This is a genomic window from Pseudomonas fragi (genome assembly GCF_002269505.1).
Classification (GTDB): Bacteria; Pseudomonadota; Gammaproteobacteria; order Pseudomonadales; family Pseudomonadaceae; genus Aquipseudomonas; species Aquipseudomonas fragi_D.
The window spans coordinates 88,947-101,294 of sequence record NZ_NQKQ01000003.1 but is presented as its reverse complement, the minus strand read 5'-3'; the positions used below and the strand labels follow the sequence as shown (position 1 = coordinate 101,294).

At 60.7% G+C, this 12,348-nt stretch carries 10 protein-coding genes; 2 read left to right on the top strand and 8 right to left on the bottom strand.

Going from position 1 to position 12,348, the window contains the following annotated elements:
- The first annotated feature begins 3 nt into the window (after positions 1-3).
- A complete protein-coding gene (locus CJU81_RS04305) occupies positions 4-2,427 on the top strand; it encodes a membrane-bound PQQ-dependent dehydrogenase, glucose/quinate/shikimate family (protein ID WP_095035633.1) in 2,424 nt (807 codons plus the stop codon).
- Between the two features lie 66 nt (positions 2,428-2,493).
- Here CJU81_RS04305 and CJU81_RS04300 read toward each other — a convergent pair whose 3' ends face one another.
- Positions 2,494-3,381 carry a LysR family transcriptional regulator gene (locus CJU81_RS04300; protein WP_176464796.1) on the bottom strand — a complete coding sequence of 296 codons (888 nt, stop codon included), beginning with the start codon at positions 3,379-3,381 and terminating at the stop codon, positions 2,494-2,496.
- A 233-nt stretch (positions 3,382-3,614) separates the two neighbouring features.
- Between CJU81_RS04300 and CJU81_RS04295 the strand changes: the two genes are divergently transcribed.
- The gene (locus tag CJU81_RS04295) at positions 3,615-4,649 is read left to right on the top strand and encodes a D-cysteine desulfhydrase family protein (RefSeq protein WP_095035631.1); all 1,035 of its coding nucleotides are present in this window, start codon (positions 3,615-3,617) and stop codon (positions 4,647-4,649) included.
- Between the two features lie 5 nt (positions 4,650-4,654).
- Here CJU81_RS04295 and CJU81_RS04290 read toward each other — a convergent pair whose 3' ends face one another.
- From CJU81_RS04290 to CJU81_RS04260, 7 genes are all read right to left on the bottom strand, one after another.
- Positions 4,655-5,653, bottom strand: coding sequence for a LacI family DNA-binding transcriptional regulator (locus tag CJU81_RS04290; protein WP_095035630.1), 999 nt, complete (start codon positions 5,651-5,653; stop codon positions 4,655-4,657).
- A 101-nt stretch (positions 5,654-5,754) separates the two neighbouring features.
- Positions 5,755-7,230 (bottom strand): glycoside hydrolase family 32 protein, encoded by a 1,476-nt coding sequence (locus CJU81_RS04285; RefSeq protein ID WP_095035629.1) that lies wholly within the window; start codon positions 7,228-7,230, stop codon positions 5,755-5,757.
- A gap of 13 nt (positions 7,231-7,243) precedes the next feature.
- A complete protein-coding gene (locus tag CJU81_RS04280) occupies positions 7,244-8,533 on the bottom strand; it encodes an MFS transporter (protein ID WP_095035628.1) in 1,290 nt (429 codons plus the stop codon).
- Between the two features lie 144 nt (positions 8,534-8,677).
- Positions 8,678-9,448: an ABC transporter ATP-binding protein gene (locus CJU81_RS04275; protein WP_095035627.1), complete on the bottom strand. Its 771-nt coding sequence runs from the start codon at positions 9,446-9,448 to the stop codon at positions 8,678-8,680.
- On the bottom strand, positions 9,445-10,506 hold the full coding sequence (locus tag CJU81_RS04270) for a FecCD family ABC transporter permease (protein WP_095035626.1): 1,062 nt from the start codon (positions 10,504-10,506) through the stop codon (positions 9,445-9,447). The genes CJU81_RS04275 and CJU81_RS04270 overlap by 4 nt, the downstream gene beginning before the upstream one ends.
- Positions 10,503-11,612 (bottom strand): ABC transporter substrate-binding protein, encoded by a 1,110-nt coding sequence (locus CJU81_RS04265; RefSeq protein WP_095035752.1) that lies wholly within the window; start codon positions 11,610-11,612, stop codon positions 10,503-10,505. Before CJU81_RS04265 ends, CJU81_RS04270 begins: the two co-directional genes overlap by 4 nt.
- Before the next feature lie 35 nt (positions 11,613-11,647).
- Entirely contained in the window at positions 11,648-12,328 is a 681-nt protein-coding gene (locus CJU81_RS04260) for a Fe2+-dependent dioxygenase (protein ID WP_095035625.1), read from the bottom strand.
- Positions 12,329-12,348 lie beyond the last annotated feature (20 nt).

Sequence of the window (12,348 nt, the reverse complement as noted above, 5' to 3'; positions counted from 1 at the left end):
AACATGACGGACAGTAAACAGCGCCCCGCTGGCACTATTGCGCGGGTGCTTTTTTCCCTGCTGGTATTGGCCGTATCGCTGGCCCTGATGTATGGCGGGTTCAAGCTGATGGCTCTGGGAGGATCAAGTTACTACCTGATCGCGGGCCTGGCTTATTTGCTGCTGGCGGTCCTGTTTTTATTGCGCAAGCGCATCGGCATAAGCCTTTCGGTGGCCATTTTCCTCGCGACTTGCGTGTGGGCATTTTATGAAGTGGGTCAGTTCAGCTATTGGGAACTGCTGCCACGCCTGGTCGTGCCGGCCATTATCCTGACCCTCAGTTTGTGGGTCGGCGCGGCCTTGCCAGGCATGCCCCTGAACACCCGGCGTGCGGCCAACCGCAGCGGTGTTGTGGTGTTCGTGGCGTTGATCGCCACCTTGATCGCAGCGTTTTACCCCCACGGAGCTATCTCCAACCCTGTTGCTGCGTCTGACCCGGCGCAGGCCGCAGAGCCATCACCGGCTGAGCAAAACTGGGAGTTCTTTGGCCGCAATGCCTCGGGCACGCGCTTTGCGCCTTACACCCAGATCACCCCGCAAAACGTCAAGGACCTGCAAGTTGCCTGGATCTACCGGACTGGCCGGCGCACTACCGGTGCGGGCGCAGGTGTGGACGAAAACACCCCGCTGCAGATCGGCAATGTGTTGTATTCCTGCACGCCGGAAAACCTGATCACCGCCCTTGACGCCGATACCGGCAAGCCGCTGTGGAAATTCGACCCGCATGCCAAAAGCGAAGAGCATGTGACTTGCCGCGGCGTGGGCTATTACGACATCGACAAAGACGACACGCTGAGTGCAACGGTCAAAGCGTCGTACAACGATCAGCAGCAGTGCCGTCAGCGCATCCTTGTATCTTCTGTCGATGCGCGTTTGTTTGCCCTGGATGCCCATAACGGCAATCTGTGCCCGAACTTTGGCGACAACGGTTACGTTGACCTGAAAAAAGGCATGGGCCCAACGGAAAACAGCAAGCGCTACCACCCGACTTCCCTGCCGGTGGTCATGGGCCACCTCACCGTGGTTGGCGGCTGGGTGCGTGACATTGTGGCGGGTGAGCCTTCCGGTGCCGTGCGTGCATTCGATGTGTTGAACGGTGCGCTGGTCTGGGCCTGGGACGTCGGTGCGCCGCAAAACCAGGACGTGACAGACGCGGATCACCAGTTTGCCCTGGAAACACCCAATGTCTGGACCATTCCGACCTACGATAAGGAACTGAATCTGGTCTACCTGCCTACCGGCAACGGCCCGCCTGACTACTGGGGCGGTGACCGCAACCAGGCCAAGGAAAAATACGGCTCGGCCGTAGTGGCTGTGGATGCCTCGACCGGCAAAGCCAAATGGGTTTACCAGACCGTACACCACGATGTCTGGGACTATGACCTGCCCTCGCAGCCTGTGCTGTATGACATCAAAAATGCCCAAGGGGTAAAAACCCCGGTGCTGATCCAGACCACCAAGACCGGCAATATCTTTGTGCTGGACCGTCGCACGGGGCAGCCGGTCACCGAGGTTGAGGAGCGTGCAGTACCCACTTCACCTGCAGCCGCAGGCGAGCATCTGTCGCCGACCCAGCCATTCTCGACCGGTATGCCGATGATTGGCGCCGAACCACTGACTGAGAAATCCATGTGGGGGGTCAGTACATTTGACCAACTGTATTGCCGGATCATGTTCAAGGATTCGGTCTATTTGGGTCCGTTCACGCCTCCTGGCGAAAAGCCGTATATCGAATGGCCAGGCTTGTTGGGCGGCATGAACTGGGGCGGTATTACCATTGACGAGAACACCGGCATGATGTTCGTCAATGACATGCGCATGCCACTGCGCATGGCGCTGGTGACCAAGGAAGAGACAAAAAAATTCAAAGTCTCGACCGATGAGGTTCCGGGTTTTATGGGCACCATCCGCCCACAGGTCGCCGGGATTTATGGTGGGGTGAAAATCGACATCCTCCAGTCACCACTGGGCGTGCCGTGCAACACCCCGCCGTTTGGCAGCATGAGTGCGATTGACCTCAACACCCGTAAACTGGTCTGGCAGGTGCCGTTGGGTACCGTTCAGGACACCGGGCCTTTGGGGATCAAGACTCATCTGCAGATTCCGCTGGGCATGCCGACACTGGGCGGGCCGACGTCGACCGCATCCGGGCTGGTATTTTTTGCCGGCACCCAGGATTACTACCTGCGTGCGCTGGACTCCAAAACCGGCAAGCAAGTATGGAAAGCCCGTTTGCCAGTGGGTGCAGTTGCGGCGCCGTTGATCTACAAGTCGCCGGCCACGGGCAAGCAGTATGTGGTCATCTCGGCAGGCGGCATGAGCCACTCGCCTGACGTGGGCGACTACATCATTGCCTATGCCCTGCCGGATGCTGTTGGCAAAGAGTAAGGCTTTGGCCTTGTAGCGACTTTGTTGTGGGAGCGAGCAGGCTCGCTCTCCCGGCATCCCGCCAGCTCATGCCGACTGCAAACGCTCGACAATAAACGTCACAAAGGCATTGAGCTTGGGCAGTGTTTTTTTGCTGCGTGGATAGACCATCTGTACCGGTTTGGGTGCCGGCACACAGGCATCCATGATGGTTACCAGCTCGCCTCTGGCCAGGGCATCGGCGACCAGAAAGTCGGGTTGCATCAAGATGCCGTTGCCGGCGATGGCCGCTTGCAGGAGGACCTGGCCGTCGTTGCTTCTGAGCACCGCGTGATCGGGCCAGGGCATGGTTTTATTACCGTGCTGCAAGGGCCAGGCGAAACGGTTGGTCCATGAGGTGTGGGTAAGGATTCGGTGCTGGTCCAGCTGCTCCGGCGTCTGCGGCACCTGGTGCGCTTGCAGGTACCCGGGTGCCGCGCAAATAACCATTCGGTACGGTGGCAGCGGCCTTGATTCGAGGTTGACCTCAATCAGCTCGGATATCCTGAAACCCAGATCAAATGAGCTTTCGTGCAAATCCACCACGTCGTTGCTGAGGATCAGCTCCACTTGCACGTCCGGGTACAGCTGCATGAACTCGTTCACCAGCGGCCCCACCAGCGTGACGCCCAGGGTCATGGGCGCCGTCATGCGCAGCAGCCCGCCCGGCTTGCCAGTGGACGCCTGGACCCGGTTCCAGGCGTACTTGATCTGTTCGAGGGCCTTTTTCGACTCTTCATAGAACAGCCGCCCCTCGCCTGTCACCGACTGGCGGCGGGTAGTTCGTTGAATCAGCTTGCTGTTGAGCGCTGTTTCAAGGCTCTGAATATGGCGCCCCACCATCACCGCCGACATGTCCAACCGGACTGCCGCGTCGGCAAAACTGCCGGCCTCGACCACGGCCACAAAAACTTCCATCTGCCTGAGCTTGCTCATAAAACCGCCCTGAGGCCACGCTTGAAAAATAAACGGCCCATCGGCACGCCCGTGCTTTTTAAATAAGTGTAAGCGCTTGTCAGGCATAAATTAAACGGGCTTTTTATCAATAAAACCCGGGCCGTCCATTACACACTTTCAGTTCCACCAGTACTAACTTTTACTGCATTTATTGCCGCCCGTTTAACCCCTACAGTTAGGCCCCATTCAATTGAGCACTCAGGTATCAACCCATGCAAACCGTACTGGACAAGGCGCTGAGCGCGTTCCCCCGCGCCGACCTGTTACAGGGCCCTACCCCGATTCAACGGGCCTGCCGCCTTGAACAACAACTGGGTTTGCATGAGCAGCAAGTGCAGCTGTATATCAAGCGCGATGACCATATGCTGATCGGGGGTGGCGGCAACAAGTTGCGCAAACTTGAGTTTCACCTGGGCGCAGCCCTTCAGGACGGTATTGATACGATCATCACCGTGGGCGGCATCCAGTCCAATCATGCCCGGCTCACGGCGGCGGTGTGCGCTCGCCAGGGCATCGACTGTGAATTGATCCTGAGCCGCGCAGTGCCCAAGCGCGAGGCCGACTACGAGTTAAACGGCAACAGGCTGCTCGACCACCTGTTTGGCGCCCGGGTGCACGTGCTGCCACAGGGTAAAGACGCACAGGTGCAGGCCGAAATCAGGGCAGCTCAACTGCGGGCTGCAGGGCGCAAACCGCTGGTAATTCCCACCGGCGGATCGACGCCGGTGGGCAGTCTGGGTTATGCACGCTGTGCTGCGGAAATAACCCGCCAGGAAACAGAACTGGACGTGCAGTTCACCCAGGTGATGATCGCCAACGGCAGTGCCGGCACCCATGCCGGACTGGCCGCCGGTTTCGAACTGTTGGGGCGCGGTGCAGCCACGGTCAGGTCATGGTCGGTGCTCACGGACCGTGACACGGCTGCGGCCAGAACCCTGCAACTGACCCGCCAGACCCTGGCCCTGCTAGGCAGTTCGGCGGCCCTGCGCACAGACGCCATCGATATCGACGCCAGCCAGTTGGGTGAAGGTTATGGCTTGCCGACCCCGGCCATGCTCGAAGCCGTGCAGTTGATGGCCAGATGCGAAGGCTTGCTGCTCGACCCGGTCTATTCAGGCAAGGCCTTTGCCGGGCTGCTCGGTGATCTTCGTCAGGGCCGTTACCGTTCGGGTGACAGCGTGCTGTTCGTGATGACTGGCGGAACACCGGGTTTGTATGCCTACCGGGATACGTTTATCGCCCGCTGACAGGGTCAGCAGGACTCGCGCTCAACCAGCGGGCAGGCAACCTTGTGCACGGCGCAATCGTCCCGACCTTCAATCAGGTGCAGCACCGCACGCCGGCCCATGTCGTAATACGGCAGTTGCACGGTGCTCAAGGGCGGGTAAAACAGCTCGGCAACCCCCACCATATTGTCAAACCCCAGCACCGCCACATCCTGCGGGATACGCAAGCCGCGACTGAGCAGATACTGATACGCGACCAGGGCAATCCGGTCGTTGCCGCAAATCAGCAGGTCAAAGGGCGGGGTTGCATTGCCCGTGAGCAGTTGTTGCTCCAGCACCTGCATTGTTTCGTGGTAGCCGTCATCGCTGGAGAGGTCGTATTGCAGCACTTGCGCGGTATCGATCGCGGCTTCGGCCAGGGCACGGGCCAACCCGCGCTGGCGCAACCCCCAGGCCATGCTGCTTTGCGGCAGGTTTATGCACAGCGGACGACGATAACCCGGTCGCAGCGCCTGGCGGACCGCCTGATACTGCCCGTCTTCATCGTCTGATATATAGCAAGCGATGCCGGGGTCAGTGCTGACGCAATTACCCAGTACCAGCGGCAAGCTGCGCAGCACCTGAGGAATGTCCACCCGCCGCAGCTGCATGGCGCTGAAGATGATGCCGTCCGGTTGATGGGAGAGCATCAACTCGATGGCCTGTTGATCTGGCGGGGTTTCAAACACGTTGAGGATAAACACGTTCCAGCCATGCTCGCGGGCCGTGCGCTCCATCGACAGCAGCATTTCAACGGCAAAAGGCGTGGTGGCCGTATCCAGGGCAAAGATGCCGATGGTCTTGCCACTGGAGTGCCCGCCACGGGTCTTGCGCGCCGACAGGCTGGGCACATAGCCAAGCGTTGCGACGGCCTGCAGCACTTTGGCCAGGGTCTCCTGGTTCAACTTTCCCGGGGTGTTGAGGGCCCTGGAAACGGTCATCAGGGAAACCCCCGCCAGCCGTGCAACATCTTTTACTGAAGCCATCGGTGCGCGCCATTACCTGTCTGGCCGGGCATGATGTCATGCCTGCCAGCGGCAGAACAGCGCCAACCAGGGCGGCGCGCCCTGTGCAAAATGCCCTGGCTTCATAGCTTCAGATCAGCCAGCCCCCACACCAGGGCTTCACCAAAGTGCCCTGTACCATTGACGGCATATGCCCGCACCGCAAGGCTGTTGGCGTGCGGGTAAATCCGGCTGCTCAGGCACCAGGCACCATCGTCGACAAACACTTCAATGGATGATCGATCGAGAAAAATTCTCAGAGCGATGCGTGTCTGGTCCGCCGCAATCGGTACGCTGCGAACACCGCTCACTCCGGCACCCGAGTGCTGCCTGTCGAGCACCAGGCGGCGGGCCATGGCATCGAAGTACAGCAAGGTTCGCTCCTGCTGATCTTCACTGCAGCGCAATGCCAGACCAAAATGCTCGGCGCTGCTGGCGGCAATATCCAGCTCAATTTCCAGCTCCAGCAACGCACCCCAGGTATCGAGCAACTGGCTGGCAGACTTCACCGCGCCTATCTGCAGTACCTGCCCGGACTGCCTCAACGCCACCAGCTCGCGGGCCGGACGCATCATTAACCGATCACCGTCGCGGCTCAACTCGCGGGGTAACGTCAACGCGCCGCACCAGTGCTCGGCCTGGCTGGGCATCGGGCTTTCCCACATGTCCATCCAGGCCCATAGCAGGCGACGGCCATCTGGAGCCAGCAAGGTCTGGGCGGCATAGAAATCGTGGCCATGATCGAGTTCATGCAGCGGTCCGCCGGGCTTGAACACGCCCTTGTCGTCGAGTTGACCCACCCTGTAGCTGTTCTGATACAGGTTCCAGTTGTCGTATCCATCGGGCTTCAAACCCTGGGGCGAGTACAGCAGCACATCGCGGCCATCCAGTTCAAAGATGTCCGGACACTCCCACATATAGCCATCCGGCTCGCGCTGGCCTTGCAGCGCACAGCCCAGAAAGTCCCAGTGCATCAGATCAGCAGAACGATAGATCAACAACTGCGGGTCATCGCCATGCCGCGCGCCCAGTGCCATCCACCATGCACCGTGACGCTGCCACACCTTGGGGTCGCGAAAATGCATGATGGCCGGGTCCGGCGGTGTCTCGATGACCGGCCCGAGCTTGGTGAACGTAATGCCATCGGTGCTGCTGGCCAGACACTGGACCTGGCGGATGTGCTGGTCATCACCCGGCTCTTGCAACCAGATGTGGCCGGTATAGATCAGGTAGAGGGTGTCATCGAGCACCACTGCCGAGCCTGAAAAGCAGCCATCACGGTCATAGCTGTCACCGGGCGCCAGGGCGATAGGTAAATGCTGCCAATGCACCAGATCGTCGCTGCTGGCATGCCCCCAGTGCATGGGCCCCCATTGCGCAGAAAACGGATGGTGCTGATAAAACACATGGTATTGGCCGCGAAAGAACACCAGCCCGTTAGGGTCGTTCATCCACCCGGCCGCAGGGGCCAGGTGATACGCGAGGCGATAGTCGTTACCGCGCTCGGGCAGTGTTTGCGCGATGGCGCGATGGGCCTTGTCCAGCCGTACAGCGTGCATGGGATGGTCCTTGTCAGGGTTCATAACGGGTAACGGATTGAGTAATGGCGGGCAATGCCAGCGCCTCTGCAACACTGGCCTTGCGCGGCGGTGGCTGCGGGTCGTTGCGCAGCAGGGTCCAGGACAGCAGCAGGCAGGCACCGGCCAGCGCGGACATCAGCAGATAAACATCGGCAAACCCGTACTGGTCATAACCGTAGCCCACCAGTGGCGAGAGGAGCATGGCGGTGAGCTGCTGGGCAAAATGAAAACCCACCAGATAGATTGAGGCCGACAGGCGCGGGTCAAAATTGAACGCGATATATTTGAATACCGAGACCAGCAGGATCGGCACTTCTACAGCATGCAGCATTTTGAACACGGCAATGGCCCAGGTTTCAGTGGCCAGACCTGAGCCGATTATGCGAAAGAACATGATGCTGCCCGCCAGGATCAGCCCGTATTTCGCCCCGGTACGGCCGACCACCCAGGGCGCAACCAGGAGCAGGCCCGCTTCCAGCAGGACCTGGGATGAGTTCAGGTAACCATAGGCCTGGATGCCCTGTTCCGGCGTCGCAAAAAACGACGAGAAATACACCGGAAACTGCTGTTCATAGATCATGTAGATCCCGCAAACCCCGGTCAGATAAACACTGAAGGCCCAAAACCGCGGCAGCTTGAGCAATAGCCACAGATCGCTGACGGTTACGGGCGCCGCGCCACTTGCGCCACTGCCTCCGGGCTGGTTGAAGCGGCTCAAGTCCAGCCGAAACAGGATCAGCAAAAACACCGCGCCGGCAGCGCTGCTCATATAGAAAGCAATATTCGGATCAATATTGAACACCACGCCCACAATGCAGGTGGCCGCCGCCCAGCCCAGGGAACCCCACATCCTGCTGGTACCAAATTCAAAACCAACATGCCGGGACAGGCGCTCGGTATAGCTCTCGATCACGCCCACCCCTGCCAGCATGGCAAAGGCCAGAAAAATCGCCCCCACCACAGCGCCCAGCACCACGTTTTGGGCCAGCAAATGGCTGTAGACATAAATCGCGAACGGTGCGGCAGCGCACAGCAGCAGACCAATCCACACCAGCAGTTTTCTCGACAGGCCGAGCTTGTCCTGCAAGGCCCCGTAGAACGGCTGGATCAGCAGCGCAGCGATCGCATTGGCGGCGAACACATAGCCGGTCTGCGCACCATTAAGGCCTATGACCTGATGCAACCAGATGGAAAAAAGCGAGTAACTGGAAGACCACGAAAAGAAGAAAAAAAACAGTAAACCGCTGATAAGCCAGTAATCACGCTTGACCGTCCGGTGCATGGGTTGCCCCTCTTGTTTTTATTTAAGTTAACGTTAACATTCCCTCCTATTACGGGTGCCAATGGCATTGCTGTCAAGTACCGGGTGCTGGGGAGCGGCTGGTAAAACAAGCAGCAACCGCCGTGCAGGCTGATGAATAAGGCTTCAAACCGGGCTATCGACCAATACTTGCAGGGTCTGCTGCGAACACCGTTCAACCCGTGCCCTGACCCCGTATACCTCGGCAAACAGCTGCCCAGTCAGTACCTGCTCTGGCGCGCCAAAACCGACCACCGCCCCTTCGCGCAACACCGCAATATGGTCGGCAAAACGGGCCGCCAGGCTGATGTCGTGCAGCACGATCACGGCAATCAACTGGTGCTGGCCAACCATCTGGCGCACGCACTCCATTACCCGCAACTGGTAGCTCAAATCCAGCGCACTGGTGGGCTCATCCAGCAGCATGACCCTGGGCCTGCGGGCGATCAGTTGCGCCAGGCTGACCAGTTGCCGCTGGCCGCCGGACAGCGCGTTGAGCATCTGGTCAGCCAGCGGTGCAATGCCAATGCGCTGCAAAGCCGCATAGGCTTGCTCCAGATAATCACCGCCACTGCCCGCCACCCGCAGTGCCGCCATCACGCTCTCGATAACACTCAAGCCCAGCCCCGGCGGCAAGTGCTGGGGCATATAGGTGACCCGCCGGGCGCGCTGCGCTACGCTCATCGGCGCCAATGGCTGACCGTGCAAGGTGACTGCGCCGGTCATGGGCTCAAGCCCCGCCAGCCCGCGCAACAGGGTGGACTTGCCTGCCCCGTTGGGGCCGATCAGGGCGGTCAATGTACCGGGGCGCAGTGGCGGCAGCGAAGCGTCGGCAATCACTACCTTGCGCCCGTATTTGACTTGGGCGTGCTCGATCAACAACCCTTGCTCACTCATAACTGCCTGCCCCGCTTGAATACCAGTACGACAAAAATCGGCACGCCCACCAGCGCGGTCACAATACCCACCGGCACAATCACCCCCGGCATGATGACTTTGCTCACCACCGAGGACAGCGACAGCAACAACGCCCCCACCAGGGCACTGGCCGGGAACAGGAAGCGCTGGTCTTCGCCAATCAGGATCCGCGCAATATGCGGCCCCACCAGGCCGATAAAACCGATGGTGCCGACAAACGCCACCGCCGTGGCGGACAGCAGGCTGATGCGCAGCAAGGCGAAAAATCGCAGCCGCCGCACGTCCACACCCAAACTCTGCGCCCGCTCCTCGCCCATGCGCAGCAAGGTCATGCGCGAGGCCGCATGCAGGGAAAACGGCGCGGTCAACCCCAGCACCAGGGCAAGAATGCCCAGCTTGTCCCAGTTGGCCCGGGCCACACTGCCCAGGCTCCAGAACACCAGTTGTTGCAACACATCTTCGGTGGCTAGCAACTGCAACAGCGCCACCAGTGCGTTGCAACTGAACACCAGGGCAATACCAAACAGCACCAGGGTCTCGACCCCGGCCCCGCGCAGCCGCGACATGCCGTGCAGCAGGAACATCGAGGCGCAGGCAAATACGAAGGCTGCCAGTGCCACCAGCGAGTCGCGGCTCAACAAGGCGCTGCTCAGCGGGAACACGATCACCAGCGAAGCCCCCAACGCCGCCGCCGAAGACACACCCAGGGTAAACGGGCTGGCCAGCGGGTTATTAAGGATGGCCTGCATCTCTGCCCCGGCCAGCGACAGGGCCGCGCCCACCAGTACCGCCATCAGCGCATAGGGCAAGCGCACATTCCAGATGATCACGCGGTCCGTGACATCCAGGGTCTGCGGATGCAACAGGCCCTGCAGCAGCTGCCCCAGCCCCATGCCGGACGAGCCGGTGGACAGGTCCAGCAGCACGCTGCCCAGCAGCGCACAGCCGATCACCAGTAACAGGCACACTCGCCGCGCCAGCAGGCGTCGGTAACCGTGACTGGCCGCAAGCACTGCCGGGTTGGCGATAGCGGTCATGGTTGTTCACTGATCCAGTACTGACCTGCCAGCGGCGTGTCGAGAAACGCTTTGTTGAGCTCATCAAGAGTCAACTGCGGATCAAGGTCAGCAAACATTTCGGGGTGAATCCACTTGGCCAGGGCCTCAATGGCAAGGATGTTGTACGGCGAGTTGTAGAAGTCATGCCAGAGGGCATGCACAGTGCCCTCACGTACCGCGCGCAAATCGGCGAACTGCGGCCGCTTCAACACCTGCATCAGTGAGGTTCGGGCCGTTTGTGCATCGATGCCCGCGCCCAGCATCACCCCGGGCTGCTGGTTGCCCGACAGGATGTACACATCGGGATCGGCCTTGAGCGCATATTCCACACTGATATCCCCCAGTGCACCGGGCACCACGCCCTCGGCGATATTGCGCCCGCCCACAAGGCGGATCAGCTCGCCCATGCCACCCTTGCCCGTGGTGTGTCCGGGGTTGGCCCAGACCCCGGCCAGCAGTTCGAGAAACACGCCGGGGCGTTTTTGCTCATCGATCGTGCCCAGGGTGCGGGTAATGCGTTCGACATGCTGGCGGTAGAAATCAACAAAGGCGCTCGCCTCAGTTTCGCGCCCCAGCGCCTGCCCCAGGGCCGTCATGCTGGCCTCGGTACCTTGCAGCGGGTTGACCCGAAAATCCACGAACAACACCGCGATACCGGCCTTTTCCAGCACGTCGGCCACCGGGCTGTGTTCGGTGGGGCCATGCCCGGAGATGCTGAACACCGCCAGATCGGGCTTGAGCGACAGGATCTGCTCGGCGCTGACGCTCTGCTCCGACGCCTGACCGATCAAGGGGATGTCCTTGACCTGGGGGAACTTCGCCACATAGGCGGCATAGGTGTTGGGGTCGAGCTTGCGCAGGTCGTTCTGCCAGCCCACGATGCGCTGGAACGGCCGGTCGCGGTCAAGCAGGGCAAAGGCCGAAATCAGCCGCCCCTCCCCCAGCACCACCCGCTGTACGGTGTCCGGCACCTTGACCACACGGCCCAGGGCATCGGTAACGTCCCTGGCCCAGGCCGTCGATACCGCCATGCCCAGAAGGACGATAAGGGCGCCCAGGCGCACACAGGATTGACGCAATAACAGCTTGGACACGGCTAATCTCCCGCTCAATAAAGGGCTCATACGTCGCTCCAGCGGCGCAAGAGGTTGTGGTACACGCCGCTCAATTGCAGCAGTGATTCGTCATCCGCCTGCTGGGCGGTGAGGCGTTGAATGGCCACGTCCATGTCCAGCAACAGGCTGCGCTGGCTGTCTTCGCGCACCAGGCTTTCGATCCAGAAAAACGCCGCCAGCCGCTCGCCCCGCGTCACCTGGTTAACCTTGTGCACACTGCTGCCGGGGTAGAGCACCAGATGCCCGGCGGGCAGCTTGACGCTGCGTTCGCCGAAGGTGTCGCGGATCACCAGTTCACCGCCGTCATAGCTGTGCGGATCGCTCAGAAACAGGGTGGCGGACAGGTCGGTGCGCACGCGCTCACGCACGCCCTTGATGCCGCGAATGGCATTGTCGATATGAAAGCCGAACGTCTCGCCGCCGCTGTAGCGATTGAACAGCGGCGGGTAGATGCGTTTGGGCAACGCGCCGGACATAAACAGCCCGTGGTCGGACAGCCGCGCCAAAATGCGTTGGCCCAGGTTGACGCCGACGGCGTCGTCCTCGGCCAACTGGCGGTTGCATTTCACCCGCGCCGAGCCCACGCCAGCCGTCTGCTTGCCATCCACCCACGGACGGGCAAGCAACAGGTCGCGCATCTCGTCCAACTCACGGCCGCTGAACACCTCGGCGATTTCGATCATCATGGCGCGCTCCGCAACCGGTC